Source organism: Romboutsia sp. 1001216sp1 (assembly GCF_039841805.1).
In the GTDB taxonomy this organism is placed as follows: domain Bacteria; phylum Bacillota; class Clostridia; order Peptostreptococcales; family Peptostreptococcaceae; genus Romboutsia_C; species Romboutsia_C hominis.
In genome coordinates this window covers 160,556-183,860 of record NZ_JBDPHA010000005.1, presented here as the reverse complement: position 1 = coordinate 183,860, position 23,305 = coordinate 160,556, and the positions used below count along the sequence as shown (strand labels likewise).

Genomic DNA, 23,305 nt, shown 5'->3' with positions numbered 1-23,305 from the left:
TAATACTTATCTTTATATTTATATTATTAAATATTTTCCATTTCTTTTATATTATTAGGATTTTCAATATAATTTTATATTCTAAATTTAATAATATTTTTAATCTAATTAATTTCTAAAAAGCTTTTAATTAACTTTTATATAAAAAATTTGCTTCACTTATGCTGCCAACGACTTTGTCCGTTGCTAAGATTATTATTTTTTATATTTTTAAACCTATTGATATATCTTATTTTCATGAATTATCAATAGGTTTATGCTTAATATAATAATTTTCTTGTATGTAAAAAAGTACCTCTTAATGAAATACTTCATCAAGAGGTACTTTTTAAATTATTTCTTTATAACTTTTATTCCAGTCATATGGTCATTTAAATTATGACTTTCTAAAGTTTCATCTTCTACTCTATTTATTTCTACAGCTAATGTTTCTGATTTTATATATTCATCATAATTTTCTACAGCTTTAGCTATTTCATCATCTGAATTAAATTCTATAACTATGTTATCTAAAACATCAAAGTTATTAGATTTTCTTATTTGTTGTATCTTAGATATAAATTCTCTTGCATATCCTTCTTCTATTAACTGTGTTGTTAATGTTGTATCTAATATAACAAATAAGTTGTTTTCCATAGTTACATTAAATCCTTCTTTAGCTGATATGTTTATTAAAACATGGTCTTTGTTAAATTCAAAGTTTTCTCCGTTTATATCAACAGCAAAACTTTCACCATTTTCTAATTTAGGAACAACTTCATTTGGATTTAATTTATTTAATGCACCAGCAAAGAACTTCATGTTAGCACCAAGTATTGGTCCTAAAACTTTAAAGTTTGGTTTTAAGCTAAAGTTCATATATTCAGATAAATCTTTTGCAAATACAACTTCTTTAACGTTAAGTTCTTCTTTTATTAAGTCTACAACATCACTTATAGTAGCTTCAAACTTACCATCTACTAATACTTTTTGTATTGGTTGACGTACCTTTATTCTTGTAGCTTCTCTTGATGCTCTACCTAATGTAACTAGGTTTTTAACTAAGTCCATCTTCTCTTCTAATTCATTGTTTATTAAATCTAAATTAGCTTTTGGATACGTACTTAAATGTACTGAAACTTCATTAGTTAAGTTTCTGTATATTTCTTCTGATATATATGGAGTAAATGGAGCTATAAGCTTACAAAGCTCTGTTAATATTTCATAAGTTGTATTGTAAACTGATTTTTTATCTTCAGTTAATTCAGTCGCCCAGAATCTTCTTCTTGAACGTCTTATATACCAGTTAGATAAATCTTCGTTTATAAATTCTTGAATAGTTCTAACTGTTTTGTTTAATTCAAATATCTCTAAGTTTTCTTCTACTTCTTTCTTTAAGTTGTTAAACTTAGATAATATCCATCTATCTAATTCTGGTCTGTCTTTGTATTCTACAAAGAAGTCAGTTGGATTTATATTATCAGTATTTGCATATAAAGCAAAGAAGTTATATACATTTTTCATAGTTCCTAAGAACTTGCTTTGAACTTCTTTTAATCCATCAACATCAAATCTTGTTGGAGTCCATGGTGGAGATACGTATAATAAGTACCATCTTAAGGCATCTGCTCCATATTGGTCAAATAATTCAAATGGATTTACTGTATTTCCTCTAGACTTACTCATCTTCTTACCTTCTTTATCTAAAACAAGGTCATTAACTAAAACTCTCTTGTATGGAGCTTTCCCCATAACAAATGTTGATATAGCAAGTAATGAATAGAACCATCCTCTAGTTTGGTCTATACCTTCACAGATGAAATCTGCTGGGAATAATTCTTCAAAGTTTTCCTTGTTTTCAAATGGGTAATGATGTTGAGCAAATGGCATCGAACCACTGTCAAACCAACAGTCTATAACATCTGTTACTCTTGTCATAGGCTTACCACAGCACTCACATTTTAGATGTATATTATCAACATATGGTCTGTGAAGTTCTACTGTTTTAGGATCTACTTCTTCTATAGCTTTTTGAGCTAATTCTTCTCTTGAACCTACAGAATCTCTATGTCCGCATTCACACTTCCATATATTAAGTGGAGTACCCCAATATCTACTTCTTGATATAGCCCAGTCATTTAAGTTTTCTAACCAGTTTCCAAATCTACCTTCACCAACGAAGTTTGGATACCATTCAACTGTCTTATTGTTAGCTATTAATTGGTCTTTTAATTTTGTCATTTCTATATACCAGCTTGGCTTAGCATAGTATAAAAGTGGAGTTTGACACCTCCAGCAGTGAGGATAATTGTGAGCTACTTTTTCTTTGCTAAATAATTTATTTTCACCGTGTAACCATTTTATTATTTCAACATCTACTCCATCTTCCATAACGAATTTTCCTTCCCATGGAGTAGTTGTAAATTTACCTGCTTCAGATACTGGTTGAAGTACTGGTAAATCATACTTTCTACCTAAGTTGTAGTCATCTTCACCAAATGCTGGTGCAGTATGTACTATACCTGTACCATCTTCAGTTGTAACGTAGTCTCCGCAAGTTAAGAAGAATGCTTTTTTATCAGCTTCAACAAAAGGCATTAATTGTTCATACTCTATGTATTCTAAATCTTTACCTTTCATTTCTTCTAATACTTCGTAGTCTTCACCTAAAACCTTGTTAGCTAAAGCCTTAGCTACATAATAAACTTCATCATTTTGCTTAACTTTTATGTAGTCTATTTCAGGACCTACTGTTAATGCAACGTTTGATGGTAATGTCCAAGGTGTAGTTGTCCATGCTAAGAAATACTCATCAGCATCTTTTCTTTTAAACTTAGCTATTACTGTATTATTTTTTATTTCTTTATATCCTTGTGCAACCTCATGAGATGCAAGACCAGTTCCACATCTTGGACAATATGGAAGTATCTTATGCCCTTCGTATACATATCCTTCTTTGTTAAACTTGTTTAATATCCACCATACAGATTCTATATAGTTGTTATCTAAAGTTATATATGGATTATCTAAGTCTATTTCGTATGCCATTCTCTCAGTCATATCTCTCCACTGTTTTTCATAAGTGAAAACAGACTCTCTACACTTTTGATTAAATTTATCTATTCCGTAAGCTTCTATTTCTTGCTTATCAGATAAACCTAATTCCTTTTCTACTTGTATTTCAACAGGTAGACCATGTGTATCCCAACCAGCTTTTCTTTTTACTTGCTTTCCATTCATAGTTTGGTATCTACAAACAGAGTCTTTTAATGTTCTAGCTATAACATGGTGTATTCCTGGGTTTCCATTTGCTGTTGGAGGACCTTCATAGAATACGAAACTTGGATCATTTTTCCCTTTTTCTAAAGTTTTCTCAAGTATGTTTATATCATTCCAATACTTAGAAACTTCTGCTTCTGCTTGCTTTACAGAAGAGTCAACTAATGACTTAAACTTTGACATAGTATCACCCTTTCATATTAATTGTTATCTAAATTTTGTTAGAATGTTTAAACCTAACTAATTTACATTTTAATTTTTTGTATTAAAAAACTCGCCCCCCTAAAACAAGGGACGAGTATTAATCGCGTTACCACCCTAATTCTATACATATATAAAATACACTTTACTTATGTATAGCACTCAAATAGTATAACGGCACTTTACCGGCACAGCTTAATCAAATACTTTTTCAGCCTGCAGCTTCGGAGTGATTTTCCACTTTATAAATTTATTGGTTCTCAGCAACCCAACTCTCTGTAAAATTATCTAAAGCTTACTGTCTCCATCATAGCTTTTATTTATATTTTTGTTTATAATATGAGATTTTATAACAAATCATTAAAATAGTCAATTACTTTTTATTTTATATTAATCTAATGTAGCTGCTGCCTCTTTTTCTATTGGCATATCAAATAATGTTGTCTCAAAAGCTCTCATATCATTTTCATCAACATTATAGAATATTTCATCTATACTTCTTATTTCATCTTCTAGTAAAGATTTAAATTTATTTCTAAATACTTTAAATTCTTTTACCATTTCATTATATTCTTTTCTTATTTCTATTACTTGATTATTAGCTTGTTCAATTATTTGTCTTGCTTTTAAATCAGCTTCTTCTACTATTATCTTAGCTTTTTTATTTGCAGCAGTACAAGTATCTTCTGCAACACTTTCAGCTCTTATAAGTGTAGCTTTTAATGTTTCTTCTATATTTTCATATTTGTTTATTTGATCTTGATATAATCTTACTTTTTCTTTAAGGTCTGAATTTTCTCTACATAGATGTTCATAATCTTCCTTAACTGCATCTAAAAATTCATCAACCTCTTCTTCTCTGTATCCTCTTATTCCTTTTTTAAATTCCTTATTTTCTATTTCTATTGGAGTAAGCATGCTTTTCTCCCTCCTATATTATTAACTTAGCACAAACTTTTATTCTGCCTTTTTTAGTAATATCTCCTATTTTAGATATTACTGCCCTACCTTTACCTCTAACTGATATTAGTGAATTATTTTCTATTTCTTTAGATGCAGATGTTATCTTTTCATAATTAACAAAAACTCTTTCTGCATTTATGTATTTTAAACTTTCTTGTCTTGATATATTATATAATCCACTTATAATACAATCTAGCCTACTTGATGATACTGTAAATGATATATCTTTATAATTTAATGAGCTTTCTATTATATCTTCTCTTGATATTTCATACACTGAAACACTATTTGTCGAAACTTTTTGTAAGTTCATAATTATAAAATCACATATATCACAACTTACAATTATTTGGCAAAAGCTATCGTGTATAATAATATCTCCTATCATCTCTCTTTTTATACCAAGACCCATAAGAGACCCTAAATAGTCCTTATGTGATATGCTTTTAAACTTAAAATTACCTTCTACTTGTATAAATTTAAGGTTATCATCTATATCTTCATATTCCATATAAAATGGATATATAAATATTTTACTTCTTTCAGCCTCTTTATGTCCACCATCAACAGAGTATTTTAAATCACTATAAGAATTCAAAATAGCAATAGCATTTTTGATTTCATAAGGATTTAAAAATTCCGTTTGTCTTACATCATAATTTTTCATTGTGGCATTAGCTTTATCTATAACCTTAAACATTTTATTTTTTAATTCTATATCCTTAATATGATTAGTTAGTTTTAGCCTGTCCACTATTATCTCCTCTTAATAGAACACGATTAGTGCCACCCTCTTTAGTAACATTAATACTAATATTGCTATCATTGGTGAAAAATCTACCGGTCCACTATTGTACTTATACATTATAGACCTTATAGGACCTTCTATTGGTTCTGTTATATTATTTAATATATAGTATAACTTACTTCCCATCCCATTAGGAAACCAAGACATTAAACTCTTTATAATTATTATCCAAGATAATATATCAAATAGATAATATAAAGCCAATCCTATAGTACTCATTATTTAACCCCTTTACTTTTATATTTTATTTATTATTTTGCCAAGGGAAAAGTGTCTTGCTGTTTTCTAATTCCTTTTTTAAATTTGCATCTATATCTACATTATTTGGTGCAAGTATAAATATAGCTTTAGATACTTTTTGTATACTTCCCTCTAAAACATATACAGCTCCATTCATAAAGTCAAATATAGACTTCTTAGCAACTGGATCTTTTAAATTTTCTAAGTTAACTATTACAGTTCTCTTACTCTTTAAATGATCCGCTATAGTTGTAACTTCATCGTATTTTTTAGGTTCTACTATTACAACCTTCATTTGAGTGTTAGTATGTAACTTTACTATGTTAGTATTTTTTATAGCTGTTCCAATTTCTGGTTCCATATCTAGTTCATCTTCAATTATTTCTTCTTCTTCGATATAATCTTCATCTTCCTCTATAAACCAATTTTTAAACTTAGTTATCATGTTATCTCCCATTATTGACTTCCTCCTTATTTATTAATCAAATTTTAAATTCATATAATCTACTTATCGTAATTTCTGGCTCCAAATATAGAGGTTCCAACTCTAACTATATTAGACCCTTCCTCTATTGCTATTTCATAATCATTGCTCATTCCCATAGATAAATATTCCATAGAAACATTGTTTATATTTAACTTATCAATTTCTACAGCTAATTCCTTTAATCCTCTAAATACTTTTCTAACTTCATCTTTATTTTCTGTAAAAGGCGCCATAGTCATAAGACCTTTAATTTTTATATTATTATAATTATTTGCTACTTCTTTTATAAAATCTATAGCACCTTCTTTATATATACCATGCTTGCTTTCTTCTTTTGATATATTTATTTGTACTAAACAATTTATAGTCTTATCTATCTTTTCTGCCCTTTTTTGTATTTCTTCACATAAAGCTATTCTATCTAAAGAGTGTATCATATAAACCTTATCTATTATATACTTTACCTTATTAGTTTGTAAACTTCCTATTAAATGCCAATTTACTTTATCGCCTATAACTTCATACTTTCTAGCTAGTTCTTGTGGCTTATTTTCTCCAACATCTTTAACTCCATTTTCTATAGCTTCTAAAACCTTATCTACATCTACAGTCTTAGTTACTGCTAATAAAGTTACTTCATCAATTTTTCTATTAGAAACATTACAACTATTTTTAATTTTTTCTCTTACCATATCTAAATTTTCTTTTACGCTTGACACTTTATCACCTACTTTATTTTTATTTTCTTATTTATAATATTTGGGTTTAATACAACCTCATCATGCAATGCAATCACTTTTTCTTTATCGCTACTATCATTTTTTACGAATATATAATCATCAGCTTCATAGGCAACATCACTTAATTCAACAAATTCCATATTGTTAGTTTGCTGATTTAATATATATACCCCTTTTTTCTTGTCTACTGATTTTATAGATTTCTTTGGTATCTTAAAACCTTCTATATGCTTATATATTATATCAAATTCTTCTACTCTTGTATCATAAATTCCTATATTTTGGCTAGTTATTTTTAGTATTACTATGATATCATCATTATCTTTTTTAACCTTATTGACCTTACCATCTAATATTTCTTCATTAAAAGATATTTCAATCTTATTACCTACTTCAAAATATTTCCTATATTTTTCTTCTATACATACTGCTATATATACATCATTTGGATTAACTATTTTAAATACTGGATCATTTTCTTTAATTTTTTTATCATTTGAATTTATATCTGTATAGTTATTATTAGTATTCTCTATATCATCTTTGGTTAAATAATCTATACTATCTGTATTATACTTTCCTTCATTTTCATCTATTTTATAAGATATTACTCCTGATATATCAGCTTTTACATAAGATGTAGAACTTTTTGCCTTTTTTTCTAGAATTGCTTTTTTATTTTTACTATTTTCTAACTGATTAGCTGTGATATGTTTTAATGTACTATTATCTTGACTATCTATTTGTTCCTTTAACTTATTTATTTCTTTGTCTAAGTTTTCTATATCTGAATTTATTTTTTCTATATCTATATCCTTATATATATATCCTATATTTTCTGATTTTTGTACTTTTTCACCTTCTTCATGTAGATTTTTAAACGTTCCATCTGCATTTGATACAATTACACTCTCATCTTTTATTACAAGCCCTTTTGTATTAATTTTTAGCTCCATATCTTCTAATTCAACGGCCATAGTCCTGGTATTTTCACCTATTAAAAATATACTAATTTGAAATACAAAATATATAGCTATTCCTAGTATTAGTATTTTAGATATTTTCTTATTTTTCATACTTTTCCCCCTTTAAATCTAGGTACTTTATTAATTCTTCAAATAATATTATATTTCCTTTTATTGTGGTGATTCTAAATCTTAAATATTTGCTTGTATATTTAATTTTGCTTACAATCTAATAAATAAAAAAAAGTGTAGGCTATTAATTTATATAGCCTACACTTTTTTTATTTATTAGATTCCTTTTTAACTTTTTCTTCCCAGAAATCAGCATTCTTTATCCCAAGTTTTATTGGATCAAATGTTCTTTCTTCTCTTGGTATTCCTGCTTTCATTTGTTCTTCATAATCTTTGAAACACTTCATGGCTACATTTGATAATAAAAGTATAGCTATTATATTTAACCAAGCCATACTTCCAACACCTATATCCCCCATAGTCCATGCAAGAGATGCTGTCTTTACACAACCAAATGCAACTGCTCCTAATAATATAACTCTAAGTATATTTATAAATAACTTAGTTGTTTTTCCTTTAAATATTCTCTTACTTATATATATAATATTAACTTCTGCTATATAGTAGTATGCCATTATAGTCGTAAAGGCAAAGAAGAATAATGCTATAGATACAAAGGCTGACCCAAATCCTGGTATCAACGAGTCTACTGCTGTTTGAGTATATATAGGTCCTATCTCAACTCCTGGTAAATTCTCAACAATCATAGCTCCATTTACTCCATGAACGTTATAGCTTCCTGTCATAAGTATCATAAATCCTGTTGCTGAACATACAAATAAAGTATCTACATATACTGAAAATGCTTGAACTAAACCTTGCTTAGCTGGATGACTTACTTCAGCTGCTGCTGCTGCTTGTGGCCCAGTTCCTTGACCTGCTTCATTTGAATAAACTCCACGTTTTACTCCCCAAGCTATTGTTGAACCTATTATTCCTGCAAATGCTTGCTCTGCTCCAAATGCAGACTTAAATACTAACTCTATAATACTTGGTAATTGTTCTATATTAACAGCTATTATTACAAGAGACATTAATATATAAATCCCTCCCATAAATGGAACTATTAATTCTGCTGCAGAACTTATTCTTTTTATTCCACCAAATATTATAAGTGCTAGTAATATAACTAGGACTACAGTTATTATCATTGGGTCTATCTTAAAAGCATTATTTACTGCTACTGTTATAGAGTTAGATTGAACACCAGGTAGTAATAATCCTGTTGCTAATACTGTTGCTAATGCAAATAATATGCCGTACCATTTAGAAAACTTAGTATTTCCAAGTCCCTTTTCAATATAGTATGCTGGTCCTCCACGATATAATCCATCATGTTCTTCTTTATAAACTTGGGCTAATGTAGATTCTGCAAATGCTGATCCTGCACCTAAAAATGCTATTGCCCACATCCAAAATAGTGCTCCTGGTCCTCCCATTGCTATAGCCGTCGCTACCCCTGCTATATTACCGGTACCTATACGCCCTGCTAGCGCTGTACATAGAGCTTGAAATGATGAAATACCCTGAGCTGATTTTTCTCCTTTAAATAATAAGGCTACCATTTCTTTAAGGTGTCTTATTTGAGAGAATTTGGTTCTAAAAGAAAAATAAATACCTGAACCTAAACATAAAAATACTAACCAGTTACTCCAAATAATATCATTTATTGCATAAACAATACGCTCCATAACATACCCCCTTTTTTAATATATATTCTATAAATTTTTTGATTTAATAGATTATATTATTAATTTTGGATATATGTTCTTTAAATTTCAAGTATTTTCTGACAATTTAAAAAATTATCATATAATCATTTTAACTTTATTATAAGCTTATATAAGAATAGGAAAGGTTTTTAACCTTTCCTACGTTTAAATATTATCTTAATTAGCCATCTAATTTTTATCAGTGTATTTTATAATAATATAGTTATTATATTACTACTTCCTTCATTTATTATCTTTTGTAAAGTTTTTTGTATCTTAACTCTTATTTCTTCAGGCATTGTATATAGCTTACTTTGTAATTGTTCCTTAACTAAATCATGTAAAGATTTTCCAAACATATTTGATGACCATATTTCATTAGGATTTTGTTCAAATTCCTCTTGCATATATTTTATCATCTCTTCGCCTTGATTTTGGCTTCCAACTATAGGTGCTATCTCTGTAGATATATCAGCTTTTATTATATGAAGTGACGGTGCATTTGCTCTTAATTTTACTCCATATTGTTTTCCTTGTTTTATTATTTCTGGTTCCTCTAAGCTTAATTCTTCTAAAGATGGCGCTACAACTCCATAGCCTTTTGTTTTTGCATCTATTAAAGCAGATTCTATCTTGTCATATTCATTTTTAACTCTAGATAACTTAGTTACTAAGCTAAGCAGTTGATGGTCTCCATCTATTTTAAATCCACTCTTTTCTTCTAATACATTGTAGAATAAATCTTGCTTAGCAGATAAATCTATACTTATAACACCTTCTCCAAGTTCAACATTATCAACTGATGTATCTTCTAAGAATTCTAACTCTGAAAATCCTGCTACAATACTATCTATATCTCTTATCTTTCCAATTTCTTCTATACTTTGCTTTAATGTGAATATTATATTATTTTTTATCCAATGATTTCTCTCTAATCCTTCTATCCATTGAGGTAAATTTATTCTTATTTCATTTAATGGAAAATCATAAAGTACTGTTTCCATAACGCTCTCTATATCTTCTTCATCCATAGCTAATACATTTAATGGTACTATAGGAGCTTCATACTTTTCTTCTAATTCAGATCTTAATAATTCTATATCTTCACTGTATGGATCAAGTGTATTTAATACAATAGCAAAAGGCTTATTTAAAGACTTTAACTCATTTATAACTCTTTCTTCTGCTTGTAAATAACTCTTTCTATCTATACCTGTTACTGAACCATCTGTTATAACTACTATACCTAATGTTGAATGATCTCTTATAACTTTTTTAGTTCCTATCTCTGCTGCTTGCTCAAATGTCATAGCTTCTTGTGACCATGGCGTTGATACTAATCTTTGTTTACCATCTTCTTCATGTCCTAAAGCTCCATCTACTATGTACCCAACACAATCAACCATTCTAACTTTTAAATTTACAGTATCTCTAACCTTTATCTCCACTCCATCTGCTGGAACAAATTTTGGTTCTACTGTCATTATTGTCTTACCTGAACCACTTTGAGGTATTTCATCCTTTGTTCTTTCCTTTTTAAATTCATTTTCTATATTCGGTATTACTAACTTTTCCATAAACTTTCTTATAAATGTAGATTTACCCGTTCTAACAGGACCTACTACACCTATATATATATCTCCTTGAGTCCTCTTAGCTATGTCTTCATATATGTTATTCATTAATTTTCCCCTCCTGCATATAGTTTCTTAATAAAGTATATTTTTATTTGTCCCCTATTATTACTAATAATTTCTAAATTTATATATAAATCATGCTTGTCATTTTTAATTTTTAAAATAAAAAAGCTAGGATTAAAATCCTAGCTTATCTTCCACTACTTCTTCTATTTCATGTGTTTTGTTTCTCATCATTAAATCTGCTACTACTTCATTTGGATTTGCACCTTCGTGAAGTACAGAATATATTGCACTTGTAATTGGCATATCTATACCTAGCTTTTTAGAAACATCATAAGCAACTTCTGTAGCAGTTATACCTTCTACTACCATTTTAACTTCAGCAAGAGTTTCTTCTAAACTTTTTCCTTGCCCTATAAGAATTCCTGCTCTTCTATTTCTACTATGCATACTTGTACAAGTAACTATTAAATCACCTATACCTGATAGTCCTGAGAAAGTAGATAAATTAGCACCCATTTTAACTCCTAATCTTCCTATTTCTCTTATACCTCTAGTCATAAGTGCAGCTTTTGCATTATCTCCATATCCTAAACCATCACATATACCTGCACCAAATGCAATTATATTTTTAAGAGCTCCACCAAGTTCAACTCCTACTATGTCAGGGTTAGTATACACTCTAAATTTAGGTGTCATAAACATATCTTGAACTATTTGAGCCACTTCTAAATTTTCTGATGCAACTACTACTGTAGTAGGTATATCTCTTGCAACTTCTTCTGCATGAGATGGACCTGATAAAGTTACATAAGGATTATTTGGAAGCTCCTCAGCTACAACCTCTGATAGTCTAAGCCCAGTTCCTCTTTCTAATCCTTTTGCAACATCTACTACTATTTGTTCATCTTTTACAAATGGCTTTAGGCTACTTGAAACACTTCTTATAGCTTGAGAAGGTACTGCTAATACTATAATTTTACTGTCTAGTACTGCTTCTTCTAAAGATGTTGTAAGTGTTATGTTATTTGGGAATAAAACCCCTGGTAAATAATCTATATTTTCTTTTGTCTTATTTATTTTATCAGCTTGTTCTTGACTTAAAGTCCATATGCTTACTTCATAGCCTTTTTTAGCTAGTACTAAACCTAATGCACTTCCCCAACTTCCAGCTCCTAAAATACATACTTTTTCCATTAAAAACACCACCTAGATACTATTTTATTTTTTTTCTCCAATTTTTCTTTCTGTTTTATTTATAAGTCTTTTTATATTTTCTCTATGAGTATATATAACTGATAGAGTTAAAAATAATGTAACTAGTACACCTTTTGTATTTTGACTAAATATCATTATTACTGGAGAAAGTGATATACTAAGTACTGATCCTAGTGATACGTATTTAGTTATATAAACTATTATTAAAAATACTAAAAAGCAGCTTAAGGCCATTATAGGATTAACTGCTATCATAGAACCTAAAGATGTAGCAACTCCTTTTCCACCTTTAAATCCTAAAAATGCTGGCCAGTTATGACCACTAACAACTCCTACAACAGCTATATACTTAGCTGTAAGTGGGTCTAGTCCAATATATTTAGCAATTATACCTGCTAATAATACGGCTATTATTCCTTTTAATAAGTCTCCTACAAATGTCATAAGACCTGCCTTTTTTCCAAGAGTTCTAAGTACATTAGTAGAACCTGCATTTCCCGATCCCTGAGTTCTTATGTCCACTCCTGCTAATCTTCTAGCAATAATATATGATGTTGATATATTTCCTAAAAGATAAGCAATTATAAAAATTATTAAATAGTTAAGCATACTAATCCCCCTTAAGTAATTTTATTACCTTCTTTTTTCTCTGTATTCAAAGTGTATAGGAGTTCCTTCAAATCCAAAGTTCTCTCTTATCTTATTTTCAAGATATCTTTGATATGAGAAGTGAGTTAACTGCTTGTCATTTATAAATAACGTAAACTTAGGTGGCTTAACTCCTGTTTGAGAACCATAGTATATTTTTAATCTCTTTCCTTTGTCTGATGGTGGTTGATTTAACATTACAGCTTCACCTATTACATCGTTTAATGCTGATGTTGATACTCTCTTAGCATTTTCGTTTGCTACAAATTCTGCAGTTTCTAATATTTTATTCATTCTTTGATTAGTTTTAGCAGAAACAAATAGCACTGGTGCATACATCATAAATGGGAACTTTTCTCTTATTTCTTTTGTGTAATTTCCTAAAGTCTTGTTGTCTTTTTCTATTAAGTCCCACTTATTAACAACGAATATACATCCTTTACCTTCATCATGTGCTATACCTGCAACTTTTGTATCTTGTTCAGTTATACCTTCTGCTGCATCTATTACTATCATTACAACATCTGCTCTATCTACTGCTGCCATAGATCTTATAACACTATATTTTTCTACTGTTTCATATATCTTACTTTTCTTTCTTATACCTGCCGTATCTATAAGCATGAACTGTTGTCCATCTCTTTCTAGATAAGTATCTACAGCATCTCTAGTAGTTCCAGCTATTGGACTTACTATAACTCTTTCTTCTCCTAACATCTTGTTAACTATAGAACTCTTTCCTGCATTAGGCTTTCCTGTTATAGCTATCTTTATTATATCTTCGTCATACTCTGTATTTAATCCTTTAGGGAAAAATGCTATTACTTCATCTAGTAAGTCTCCAAGTCCCATTCCATTAGCACTAGATATTGCAAATGGAGTTCCTAATCCTAATTCATAAAAGTCATATATGTTATCAAATTGATTTATATTATCTATTTTGTTAACTACTAATATAACTGGTTTACTAGTCTTTCTAAGTATTTGTGCAACTTCTTTATCTGCTGCTGTAAGTCCTGCCTTTCCATCAACTACAAACATTATAACGTGAGCCATGTCCATAGCAAGCATTGCTTGATTTCTCATTTTAGATAGTATTATATCTCCATTATCTGGCTCTATACCACCTGTATCTATTAATGTGAAGTATCTGTCTAACCACTCAACTTCAGTGAATATTCTATCTCTAGTTACTCCTGGAGTATCTTCTACTATAGATATTCTTTTTCCTGCTAGTTTATTAAATAATGTTGATTTACCAACATTAGGTCTTCCTACTACTGCAACTATCGGTCTATTATTGCTATTGCTCATAATAATCTCCCTTCTCTACTTTAATATTTTATCAACAAAGTCTTTACCTTCATTTAAGCAAGGTATTACTTCAATTCCCATTTTATTGTTTAATTCTTCTAAAGTTATATTATCTAAGAATATATCTTCATCTGCTTTTAGCATACTTCTTGGTATATAAAGAGTCTCTCCTAAATCTATACCTTTTAATTGATCCATTATATCTGTTGCTGTTATAAGTCCAGAAACAGTTATTGTCTCTCCAAAGAAATTATTTATTATCTTATAAACGTTAATCTCCATATTAGGACACTTATCCATTATTTCTTTTGCCATTTTACATATAAATTCATATGCAGAATGCCCTGTTGCTATAGAAACTTTCTTTTTTATATTTATCTTTTCTTCAGATAAAGTAGTTAGTTGATCTTGTATTTCTCTTTCAAGCTTACTAATCATTCCTACTCCATTTTCAAATTGTATAAATCCTTCATATTCATCATAGTCTAATAATTTTTTATTAGCCATTACATAAAATTCATCTGATAAGAATATAAATCTTGTTCCTAATTCCTTTAGATATTTTTCATGTAATTTTTCAACTTGTTCTATAGTCTCTCTTGCAGTTTTCTCGTTAAATATCTCTAAGTTAGGTAAATGATCCCTATGCTTAGTTATACCTACTGGAACTGCTGCTGCACTATTTACATATGGATATAATTTAGATAAATCAGATACTGTTCTTTCTAATTCTTCTTTATCATTATATCCAGGACATAAAACTATTTGACAGTTCATTTGTATCTGTGCATCTGCTAATCTTTTCATTATATCATATAATTTACCTGCAAACTTATTTTTTATCATCTTCTGTCTAAGTTCTGGGTTTGTAGTATGAACTGATATATTTATTGGACTTATTCTGTATCTTATTATTTTATCTATATCTTCTTCACTCATATTTGTAAGAGTTACAAAGTTACCTTGTAAAAATGATAATCTTGAGTCATCATCTTTAAAATAAAGAGTTTCTCTCATTCCTTTTGGAAGTTGATCTATAAAGCAAAATACACATTTATTTCTACAACTTTTAGCTTTGTCTATTATAGGGTTAGAAAATTCTATACCTAAATCATCATCATATTCTTTTTCTATCTCATATACATATATTTCACCATTTATTTTTTGTATCTCAACTTCTAAGTATTCATCACTTAATAAAAATCTATATTCTATTATATCTTGTATTGGTTGGCCATTTATAGAAATAAGTATGTCTCCTACCTCTATTCCTAGTTCCTCTGCAATACTATTATTATAAACTTTGCTAACTACGTTATTCATTTTCTTTACGTTTACTTCCATGAACTTTCACCACTTTTCTCCATATGATTACATCGTTTTATAATACCACGGTTTGCTGAAATTAGTCAATATTTGCAATAAGTTAAAAGGTACCCTAAAAGGTACCTTTAATGTTTAACTACGATTAATGTTCCATTTGTCATATCATGAACCATTCCTCCAACGCTCTTTGCCATAAGCATTGCTTTATGTTGAAGATCTTTATCATCCTCTGCATAAAATATAGGACATCCTCCACCAAATTTCATATTTTTATCTGTAGTTATTACTGCTAATGTATATTCTGTTAAACCCATATTTTCTCCCATATTATACACTTCCTTTCTCGCCTATTTTATAATTAATAGATAGATTTCTACCTTTTGAACTAGATAATATCGGACAAGACCTAACAGCCTCTAATACTTTTTCTACATCTCTCTCTATTGGTACATAAGCTATCATTATACTTTGTTTCTGAGGATGTCTTCTTGGAAGAGGTACAAATGCCGGTTCATTATCATCTCTAAAAAGTCCTACTCTTGAATATATATTATATACTATAGCTTGCCTTTGTCCTGCATCGTATAATACACTTGCATTTATATAATTGTTGTCTTTTGGGATAATTTCTATACCTATTCCATTTTCTAAATATCTTTGTCTATCACTTTCAAGACCTACATTTGTTATTCCCTTTAAATCTCCTACTTGAAGAATTGATTCATCAACAAATTTTATTTCTACTTGTCGAACATCTGCTATGTCTTCAATAGACTTTCTTTTTAATAATTTTTTAAGTATTATAGCTAATATAAGTCCAAATACCCCACTTATAAGTAAGCTACTATTTTGAGATATATTAAATTCTTTTATCATAAAATGATACAAAGATATAGTTGAAAAAGATGTTACTATACACATATAATTTCTTACTTCATATGTTCTTGCTATTTCTTCTATAAACGCACTTCCTCTTTTAACTAATTGAATATCTTCTAAGTTTTGAAGTGTATTTCTTCTACTTTCTCTTACTTTTCTAAACTGTTCTGCTGCCAATGATAAAAATGTAATTGATGTATATGACTTCTCTAGTAAAGCAGGAACAACTAATGCTCCTAATGCTGAAGCTACAAATGCTAACACAAGTTGTGTTAAAAGCACGTTTGGTTGTGTAGGGTATTGTTTTTTATCTACATTTAACATTATTAACCTAGATAGCACACCTATTGATAAGGCCACTACAAATGCTGTATCCATAATACCACCTCTTTATTTTTATATAGTTTTTTTGTAATCACTATTTTTGCCTTTTGCTGTTTCTATAATAGGAGTACTTCTTGCTATTTCAATCATAGTTTCTATATCCTTCATTATTGGAATAAAAGGTATTACTACTGAACGTTTATCAAAATCTGTTTCTGATATAGTTAATATGTCTTTTTCATCTACATCTTTATCTACACCCATATGAATAAATATATTATGTATTATAGCTTGTCTTTGTCCTATATCACTTACTATACCAAAATCACCTAAGCTTTTAGGAATTATTTCTATTGCCAATCCTTCATTTAAATATCTATTTCTAGTATCTTCTAAACCTATGTTCCCTATATAAACTCCATTTACTTTAAGAACTGATTTATCAAAATGAATCTTAGCTTCTCTAACTTCTGCTACATCTGCTATACTATCTCTTCTTAAATATCTTCTTATTATAAGCCCTATAATTCCAGCACCTATAGCTGCTGCTATCGTTGATACTAAAAATCCATATAATAAATAGTTATTAAATAGTATAAATAAGCCTGATGCCATTAATGATGATAGTAAACTTATATAACATCTAGATTCATAAGTCGAAGCTATCTCTTCTACATAAGCTGATCCTTTTGGCACTATCTCTGCTTCGTCAATATTTTTTAAGGTTATTCTTTCTTGCTCTGCCAGGCCTTGAAATTGTTGTATTGCTATTGCAAAAAATGTTAATGCAGAGAATTCATTTTCTAAAAGAGCCGGAAGGGCTATTGCTCCTAAAAATGCAGCTAGTGCTGATGTTATTATTTGTTCTAGATAATCCTGAGGCCTTCTTGGATATTGTTTATCTACAACCCTAAGAACTAATGCTCTGCATAATATACCTAGAATAGATGCTACCATAAACGAATGTCTAAAAACACCTTCCCTTAATACACTCTCTTCCATCATATCAACTCCTTTGTTTTTACAACTATTGTTCCTAATTTAAAATATCATGATAATAGTTTGTGCAAAAACAAAAAAAAATTTCCTTTATTTAAAGGAAATTTTCTCAGGTATATTAACTATGAATTCACTACCATGTCTTAATTCACTTTTTACTTCTATTGTTCCACCTAAAGACTTAACTATATGCTTTATTATAGCAAGACCTAAACCTGTACCGCCTACTTCTTTACTTCTTGCTTTATCAACTCTATAAAATCTCTCAAATATACGATTTATATCTTCTTTAGGTATACCTATACCTTCATCTTTTACTTTTATTATGATTTTATCTTGTTTTGTACCTACACTTACCTTTACTGTCTTACCTTGATTTTCTGGAGTATACTTTATTGCATTATCTATTAGATTTAAAAATACTTGTTTTATATAATCTCTATTTGCAAATACTACAATCGATTTATCATCAAACTCATAAGTTAAGTTTATATTTTTAGATTTCGCTATATAATTAGTCATTTCATATACTTCTAAAAAGACATTATATAAGGATACACCTTCGTAAACTATCTTTTCATTATTTTCGATAAATGAAAGTAATAATATATCATCAATCAATCTTTTTAATCTATCTGATTCAGTTTCGATTATACTTAAAAATCGATTTCTAGTTTGTACATCAATATTTTCATTTAGCCTTAAGGTCTCTACAAAACCACTTATTGATGTTAAAGGTGTTTTTAATTCATGGCTAACATTTGCTACAAAATCACTTCTCATATGTTCTAATTTAACTTTTTCAGTTATATCTTGTATATTTATTATAGAACCTATTATTATGTGCTTTATACTTTCAAGATATATTGGGTCTATGCTAACCTTATATACTAAATCATCATTAATTTTTAGTTCATCGGTTTTATTTTGCTTCCAACCTTTAAACGTATTTATTTCTTCTAATAACTTTTCTTCTTTTATTACATTTTTTATATTTTTTCCTTCTACCAATATACCATTATCACATTTTAACATTCTTTTAGCTTCTTCATTTATAAGCATTATATTTCCATCTATATCTATAGCCAAAATTCCATGAGATATACTTTTTAGTATAGAAGTTTTTTGTAAATTGCTATAGTCCAAATCACTTATGGTTTTGTCCATTATTTCTATCATTTCATTAAAGTTTCTGCTTAATTCACCTAAATCACCTTTAGCTGTACTACTTATTCTTGAATGAAATTCTTTATTACTTATTTTTTTAGAAACATATATAAATTCTTCTAAATACTTTCTTAATCTTAAAGTATATCGTATTGACAATATAGAGATTATTATAGATATTAATAAAATAGAATACCCTAGTGTACTTAACTGTTCCATGTTGTTATCTCCTAAGTTATATTTTAATCTATTTTATATCCAACACCTCTAATTGTCTGAATATACTTGTCCGATTCATTTTCACTTTCAATTTTTTTTCTAAGATATCTTATATGAACATCTACTGTTCTTGTCTCACCATAATACTCATATCCCCATATTTTATCTAATAAATAATTTCTAGAAAGAACCTTTCCTTTATTTTCTAGTAAAAGTTTTAATAATTCAAATTCCTTAAGAGTAAGTTCTATTTTTTCGCTTCCTTTATATACCTCATGTTTACTTAAATCAACTTTTAAGTCTCCAGTAGATAATGTAGATTCTTTAGTCTTTACTTTTATATTACACCTCCTAAGTACAGTACCTATTCTAGCAAGTAGTTCTTTTATACTAAATGGCTTTGTCATATAATCATCAGCACCAAATTCAAGCCCTTCTACTTTATCATTTTCCATATTTTTAGCAGTAAGCATTATAACTGGTGTATTAGCTAATTCTTTGTCACTTCTTATCTTTCTAAGTACATCAATACCACTTATATTAGGTAACATCCAGTCTAATAATATTAAATCAGGCTTTAATTCTCTTGCCTTTATATATCCATCTATTCCGTCGTATGCATAGTCAACTTCATAGTTTGACATTTCTAAATTGAACTTTAAAAGCTCTACTATATGCATTTCATCATCTATAACAAGTACTTTTACTTTCATGGTATTAATTCACCTCTTTATTTTATCTCTAGTATCATACCTATTCTTTCATTTGTTTTATCATGTTTTCTGTAAGAATGGAATCTATCACTTTCACAACTTGTGCAAATATTTAAGTTTATTATGTTTTCTTTTTTAACATCACATTCTTTTAATATTTGTTCATTAACATTCCATAAATCTAAATGATACTTCCCTTCTTTTATTATATAAAATTTTTCATCTTTGTTTGTAAGAATTGTGTTAAATTTTTCTATAAGCTCTTCTGAAACTTCATAACAACATCTACCTATAGATGGTCCTATAACACTTACTATATCTTTTGGATTAGTGTTATATTTTTCTATCATTTTATCTATAGTATTTTTAACTATTTTTGAATAAGTCCCTCTCCATCCAGCATGGATAAGCCCAATAGCTTTATTTTTCTTGTCTATTAAAGCTATTGGAACACAATCTGCTGTAAATATTAATAGTGGAGTATTTGTTAAGTTTGTTATAAGTGCATCTCCATCCTTCTTTAATCCTATATCAAACTTTTCAACTACATTAACTATATCTGAATGTATTTGTACATTACTTGTTAAGTTTTTAAAATTAAAGTTCCCTTCTTTACAAACAGTTAACATATCATCTTTTGACTTTGCATCTACATTTTTAAGAGTTACAGCTAAATTTACAAAGTCTAAATTTTTATCTATTTCATTTACTCTTATGAATTTTTCCATGCTAGTTACCTTTCTCTGTTAATATATTTTTTAGCTCTGCTACAAAAGTATTTATATCCTTGAATTGTCTATATACAGATGCAAATCTAACATAAGCTACTTCGTCAACCTCTTTTAGCCTATCCATTACCATTTCTCCGATTTCCCCAGTTTCTATTTCAGATATATAAAGCTTATTTATTTCGTTTTCTATATAGTATACTATGTCATCTATTTGCTCTACTGATACAGGTCTTTTTTCACAAGACTTTAGTATTCCATTTTTTAACTTTTCTCTATCAAAATATTCTCTGTTATTATCTTTTTTAACTACCATTACAGGTGTCATCTCTATTTTCTCATAAGTAGTAAACCTTTTTTTACAAGATTCACACTCTCTTCTTCTTCTTATAGACTTTCTGTCTGTATGTCTTGAATCTACTACTTTAGATTCTTTATAGTTGCAGTAAGGGCATTGCATATCTATATCCTCCTTTGTTGGCTATATATTAAAATCGTCTATATTTAGTTCTGAACCTATATTTACTATTATAGTATCACAACCTATCTTTAGTATATCATTAAAAAATATAACTTGTCCTTCATCACCTCTTGAAAATAGACTTCTTCCTCCATCTCCACTAACTGTAAAAGACATTATTTTTCCCTCATTTATATCTAAATTTATATCAGTTATAAATCCCATTCTTTTTCCATTTTTAATGTTTATGATTTCCTTTTCCATTATATCAGATACTCTTAACATTATAATCCCCTCCCTTACAAAAATAAATATGTACTTGTACAAAAAAAAATAACCTTTATAGGCTATTTTTTAAAAATTATCTTTATATTTTTCTAACATCTCTATAAACTTCTCAACTAAATATGGATCAAATTGAGTACCAGCATTAGCTCTCAATTCTTGTATTCCTTCTTCATGGCTCTTCCTTGTGTTATATGGTCTATTAGATGTCATTGCGTCAAAACTATCTGCAATAGTAATCATTCTTGCCAAATATGGAATCTCCTCTTTTTGAAGTTTATCTGGATAACCTTTCCCATCATACCTTTCATGATGGTGTCTTATTATAGATCTAAAATCCTTTAGTGGCACTATATGGTGTATAAGGTCAACTCCTGCTTGAGGATGATTTCTAAGCATATTAAATTCTTCGTCTGTAAGTCTACCTTTTTTATTTAAAACTTCTTCAGGAATTTCTAGCTTACCAATATCATGTAAATATGCTGCTATCTGTATTTGTGCTTGGTCGTGTTCACTTAATCCAATAGACTGTGCAAACCACTTACAATAAATAACCACTCTCTCTGTATGGCCATATGTATATCTATCTTTTATATTTATCATATTTATAAATGTTTTTAATGATTTTATTGTTTCTTCTGGTATATTTATTTCTCTGCATAAGTCATATAATATACTGTGGTATGACTCTACTCTATTTTTATTAAAAGATTTTGCTCTATATAAGGCATCATCTGCTGTGTTTATAAGCTGATGTTTATTAATAGCACTATTTGGATAAGATGATACACCTATTGATATAGTAATATTTTTGTTTGGTTGATTTTCTTGACCTTCAAACTCAGTCTGTTGTATTGCATTTCTTATATTTTCACCAATTTTTATAGCATCCTCTTCTGTTGTGTCAGGAAGTACTGCTGCAAATTCTTCTCCACCATACCTTGCAACTATATCATTTTCTCTCATATTTTCATTTAATATTTTCCCAATCTTTTCAAGTAATAAATCCCCAGCTTGATGCCCATTTACATCATTATAATTTTTAAAGTAATCTATATCCATAAATAATAAAGAAACTTCTTTATCATTTTTATCTGCTTCTATTAGTGTATTATTAAGATATTCTTGAAAATACCTATGATTGTATAATCCAGTTAATTCATCTTTATTTGCTAATTCTCTTAATTCCTTACTATGTTCTCTTTCTGTATCAACATACATACCTAGTATAATAGCTATAACAAATAAGGCTGCACTAAGAACTAAATCTCTTTCAAAATATAACCTTAACATTTCTTCATTTCCACTTGTAAACATTATACTAATAGCTAGTATTGCTACTATTTGAATAATAGAAGATGCTACACCATAATTTTTCCCAAACTGTATTGAGGATATTATAACTATAAATATACTAAGTAATTTATATCCACTTTCTGCTTTTCCTGTGAAAAATACTACTATTATAAACATTCCTATCAGTATAGATGTTTCTAAGTAATCTAAAAATTTAGGAGACTTATCTATTCTATTTTTAGTATAAATAGATATCCATAAAAAGTAACCCATTAATATTGTTAATATTATACTTATTGATATTGTAATAGTTATTGCATCCTTTGCTTGTTCTTCAAAAGTTACAAAACTTGCTATAGCTAATAAACTTGATATAACGTATATAACCTTTAGTATAACTATTATCTCAAAAACTTTTTTATTTCTTTTTTTATCAAAATTTTGCATAGATTTCACCTAGAACTGTCTTTATTAAATTAAAATCATGAGGAGTAAATCCTCATGATTTTTTATTATTCTTCTCTTAATGACTTTGGTACTTCTGGTTCAAAGAATATAAGCATACAATATGTTGATGCTCCTTCTGCAACTTTAGTTAATAAATCAGATACTGAACCTAATAAGAAATCCATCTTATTTCCCC

The 23,305-nt window shown here is 28.6% G+C and carries 23 protein-coding genes and 1 other annotated feature; all 23 genes read right to left on the bottom strand.

The annotated features are described in order from the left end of the window. Positions 1–333: 333 nt before the first annotated feature. The gene (gene ileS / locus ABHC41_RS07260; RefSeq protein ID WP_166505890.1) at positions 334–3,441 is read right to left on the bottom strand and encodes an isoleucine--tRNA ligase; all 3,108 of its coding nucleotides are present in this window, start codon (positions 3,439–3,441) and stop codon (positions 334–336) included. A 104-nt stretch (positions 3,442–3,545) separates the two neighbouring features. Beyond that, positions 3,546–3,779: a binding site (T-box leader), on the bottom strand. 70 nt (positions 3,780–3,849) lie between these two features. After that, positions 3,850–4,377: a DivIVA domain-containing protein gene (locus ABHC41_RS07255; protein ID WP_166505891.1), complete on the bottom strand. Its 528-nt coding sequence runs from the start codon at positions 4,375–4,377 to the stop codon at positions 3,850–3,852. A 13-nt stretch (positions 4,378–4,390) separates the two neighbouring features. Further along, positions 4,391–5,176, bottom strand: coding sequence for a YlmH/Sll1252 family protein (locus ABHC41_RS07250; RefSeq protein WP_166505892.1), 786 nt, complete (start codon positions 5,174–5,176; stop codon positions 4,391–4,393). A 12-nt stretch (positions 5,177–5,188) separates the two neighbouring features. After that, positions 5,189–5,449, bottom strand: a complete 261-nt coding sequence (locus tag ABHC41_RS07245; protein WP_166505893.1) for a YggT family protein — start codon at positions 5,447–5,449, stop codon at positions 5,189–5,191. 25 nt (positions 5,450–5,474) lie between these two features. Continuing rightward, positions 5,475–5,927, bottom strand: coding sequence for a cell division protein SepF (locus tag ABHC41_RS07240; protein WP_092924241.1), 453 nt, complete (start codon positions 5,925–5,927; stop codon positions 5,475–5,477). Positions 5,928–5,974: 47 nt separating this feature from the next. Continuing rightward, positions 5,975–6,676 (bottom strand): YggS family pyridoxal phosphate-dependent enzyme, encoded by a 702-nt coding sequence (locus ABHC41_RS07235; RefSeq protein WP_166505894.1) that lies wholly within the window; start codon positions 6,674–6,676, stop codon positions 5,975–5,977. Positions 6,677–6,684: 8 nt separating this feature from the next. Continuing rightward, the gene (locus ABHC41_RS07230) at positions 6,685–7,773 is read right to left on the bottom strand and encodes an HlyD family efflux transporter periplasmic adaptor subunit (RefSeq protein ID WP_166505895.1); all 1,089 of its coding nucleotides are present in this window, start codon (positions 7,771–7,773) and stop codon (positions 6,685–6,687) included. A gap of 170 nt (positions 7,774–7,943) precedes the next feature. After that, positions 7,944–9,425 carry an alanine/glycine:cation symporter family protein gene (locus ABHC41_RS07225; protein ID WP_092924231.1) on the bottom strand — a complete coding sequence of 494 codons (1,482 nt, stop codon included), beginning with the start codon at positions 9,423–9,425 and terminating at the stop codon, positions 7,944–7,946. A gap of 230 nt (positions 9,426–9,655) precedes the next feature. After that, the gene (gene spoIVA / locus ABHC41_RS07220; protein WP_092924228.1) at positions 9,656–11,128 is read right to left on the bottom strand and encodes a stage IV sporulation protein A; all 1,473 of its coding nucleotides are present in this window, start codon (positions 11,126–11,128) and stop codon (positions 9,656–9,658) included. Positions 11,129–11,260: 132 nt separating this feature from the next. Further along, positions 11,261–12,283 (bottom strand): NAD(P)H-dependent glycerol-3-phosphate dehydrogenase, encoded by a 1,023-nt coding sequence (locus tag ABHC41_RS07215; RefSeq protein WP_166505896.1) that lies wholly within the window; start codon positions 12,281–12,283, stop codon positions 11,261–11,263. A 24-nt stretch (positions 12,284–12,307) separates the two neighbouring features. Then, entirely contained in the window at positions 12,308–12,913 is a 606-nt protein-coding gene (gene plsY / locus ABHC41_RS07210; RefSeq protein WP_166505897.1) for a glycerol-3-phosphate 1-O-acyltransferase PlsY, read from the bottom strand. Positions 12,914–12,937: 24 nt separating this feature from the next. Beyond that, positions 12,938–14,266, bottom strand: a complete 1,329-nt coding sequence (der, locus tag ABHC41_RS07205; RefSeq protein ID WP_092924219.1) for a ribosome biogenesis GTPase Der — start codon at positions 14,264–14,266, stop codon at positions 12,938–12,940. A gap of 15 nt (positions 14,267–14,281) precedes the next feature. Beyond that, positions 14,282–15,610: a DUF512 domain-containing protein gene (locus ABHC41_RS07200; protein ID WP_092924216.1), complete on the bottom strand. Its 1,329-nt coding sequence runs from the start codon at positions 15,608–15,610 to the stop codon at positions 14,282–14,284. A gap of 107 nt (positions 15,611–15,717) precedes the next feature. Then, positions 15,718–15,918, bottom strand: a complete 201-nt coding sequence (locus ABHC41_RS07195) for a hypothetical protein (protein ID WP_092924213.1) — start codon at positions 15,916–15,918, stop codon at positions 15,718–15,720. Between the two features lies 1 nt (position 15,919). Continuing rightward, a complete protein-coding gene (locus ABHC41_RS07190) occupies positions 15,920–16,849 on the bottom strand; it encodes a YIEGIA family protein (RefSeq protein WP_092924210.1) in 930 nt (309 codons plus the stop codon). Between the two features lie 18 nt (positions 16,850–16,867). After that, entirely contained in the window at positions 16,868–17,797 is a 930-nt protein-coding gene (locus ABHC41_RS07185) for a YIEGIA domain-containing protein (RefSeq protein ID WP_092924207.1), read from the bottom strand. An 87-nt stretch (positions 17,798–17,884) separates the two neighbouring features. Next, entirely contained in the window at positions 17,885–19,180 is a 1,296-nt protein-coding gene (locus tag ABHC41_RS07180) for a HAMP domain-containing sensor histidine kinase (RefSeq protein WP_092924204.1), read from the bottom strand. Between the two features lie 23 nt (positions 19,181–19,203). Beyond that, positions 19,204–19,893, bottom strand: coding sequence for a response regulator transcription factor (locus ABHC41_RS07175; protein WP_092924201.1), 690 nt, complete (start codon positions 19,891–19,893; stop codon positions 19,204–19,206). 17 nt (positions 19,894–19,910) lie between these two features. Beyond that, positions 19,911–20,621, bottom strand: a complete 711-nt coding sequence (pgeF, locus tag ABHC41_RS07170) for a peptidoglycan editing factor PgeF (protein ID WP_271892475.1) — start codon at positions 20,619–20,621, stop codon at positions 19,911–19,913. Position 20,622: 1 nt separating this feature from the next. Continuing rightward, positions 20,623–21,081, bottom strand: coding sequence for a transcriptional regulator NrdR (gene nrdR / locus ABHC41_RS07165; protein WP_092924195.1), 459 nt, complete (start codon positions 21,079–21,081; stop codon positions 20,623–20,625). A 21-nt stretch (positions 21,082–21,102) separates the two neighbouring features. Then, positions 21,103–21,366, bottom strand: coding sequence for a YlmC/YmxH family sporulation protein (locus ABHC41_RS07160; RefSeq protein ID WP_092924192.1), 264 nt, complete (start codon positions 21,364–21,366; stop codon positions 21,103–21,105). A 69-nt stretch (positions 21,367–21,435) separates the two neighbouring features. Next, entirely contained in the window at positions 21,436–23,109 is a 1,674-nt protein-coding gene (locus ABHC41_RS07155; protein ID WP_195237220.1) for a diguanylate cyclase, read from the bottom strand. 65 nt (positions 23,110–23,174) lie between these two features. Continuing rightward, entirely contained in the window at positions 23,175–23,294 is a 120-nt protein-coding gene (locus tag ABHC41_RS07150; protein ID WP_092924187.1) for a cyclic lactone autoinducer peptide, read from the bottom strand. Between the last annotated feature and the right edge of the window lie 11 nt (positions 23,295–23,305).

What these genes read in the sequence shown, in the direction of transcription:
- der (WP_092924219.1), bottom strand. Translation starts at nt 14,266, where the DNA reads ATGAGCAATAGCAATAATAGACCGATAGTTGCAGTAGTAGGAAGACCT.
- ABHC41_RS07195 (WP_092924213.1), bottom strand. Translation starts at nt 15,918, where the DNA reads ATGGGAGAAAATATGGGTTTAACAGAATATACATTAGCAGTAATAACT.
- ABHC41_RS07255 (WP_166505891.1), bottom strand. Translation starts at nt 4,377, where the DNA reads ATGCTTACTCCAATAGAAATAGAAAATAAGGAATTTAAAAAAGGAATA.
- ABHC41_RS07225 (WP_092924231.1), bottom strand. Translation starts at nt 9,425, where the DNA reads ATGGAGCGTATTGTTTATGCAATAAATGATATTATTTGGAGTAACTGG.
- nrdR (WP_092924195.1), bottom strand. Translation starts at nt 21,081, where the DNA reads ATGCAATGCCCTTACTGCAACTATAAAGAATCTAAAGTAGTAGATTCA.
- ABHC41_RS07185 (WP_092924207.1), bottom strand. Translation starts at nt 17,797, where the DNA reads ATGGAAGAGAGTGTATTAAGGGAAGGTGTTTTTAGACATTCGTTTATG.
- ABHC41_RS07245 (WP_166505893.1), bottom strand. Translation starts at nt 5,449, where the DNA reads ATGAGTACTATAGGATTGGCTTTATATTATCTATTTGATATATTATCT.
- plsY (WP_166505897.1), bottom strand. Translation starts at nt 12,913, where the DNA reads ATGCTTAACTATTTAATAATTTTTATAATTGCTTATCTTTTAGGAAAT.
- pgeF (WP_271892475.1), bottom strand. Translation starts at nt 20,621, where the DNA reads ATGGAAAAATTCATAAGAGTAAATGAAATAGATAAAAATTTAGACTTT.
- ABHC41_RS07240 (WP_092924241.1), bottom strand. Translation starts at nt 5,927, where the DNA reads ATGGGAGATAACATGATAACTAAGTTTAAAAATTGGTTTATAGAGGAA.
- spoIVA (WP_092924228.1), bottom strand. Translation starts at nt 11,128, where the DNA reads ATGAATAACATATATGAAGACATAGCTAAGAGGACTCAAGGAGATATA.
- ileS (WP_166505890.1), bottom strand. Translation starts at nt 3,441, where the DNA reads ATGTCAAAGTTTAAGTCATTAGTTGACTCTTCTGTAAAGCAAGCAGAA.
- ABHC41_RS07160 (WP_092924192.1), bottom strand. Translation starts at nt 21,366, where the DNA reads ATGTTAAGAGTATCTGATATAATGGAAAAGGAAATCATAAACATTAAA.
- ABHC41_RS07175 (WP_092924201.1), bottom strand. Translation starts at nt 19,893, where the DNA reads ATGAAAGTAAAAGTACTTGTTATAGATGATGAAATGCATATAGTAGAG.
- ABHC41_RS07180 (WP_092924204.1), bottom strand. Translation starts at nt 19,180, where the DNA reads ATGGAACAGTTAAGTACACTAGGGTATTCTATTTTATTAATATCTATA.
- ABHC41_RS07190 (WP_092924210.1), bottom strand. Translation starts at nt 16,849, where the DNA reads ATGGATACAGCATTTGTAGTGGCCTTATCAATAGGTGTGCTATCTAGG.
- ABHC41_RS07155 (WP_195237220.1), bottom strand. Translation starts at nt 23,109, where the DNA reads ATGCAAAATTTTGATAAAAAAAGAAATAAAAAAGTTTTTGAGATAATA.
- ABHC41_RS07215 (WP_166505896.1), bottom strand. Translation starts at nt 12,283, where the DNA reads ATGGAAAAAGTATGTATTTTAGGAGCTGGAAGTTGGGGAAGTGCATTA.
- ABHC41_RS07230 (WP_166505895.1), bottom strand. Translation starts at nt 7,773, where the DNA reads ATGAAAAATAAGAAAATATCTAAAATACTAATACTAGGAATAGCTATA.
- ABHC41_RS07150 (WP_092924187.1), bottom strand. Translation starts at nt 23,294, where the DNA reads ATGGATTTCTTATTAGGTTCAGTATCTGATTTATTAACTAAAGTTGCA.
- ABHC41_RS07200 (WP_092924216.1), bottom strand. Translation starts at nt 15,610, where the DNA reads ATGGAAGTAAACGTAAAGAAAATGAATAACGTAGTTAGCAAAGTTTAT.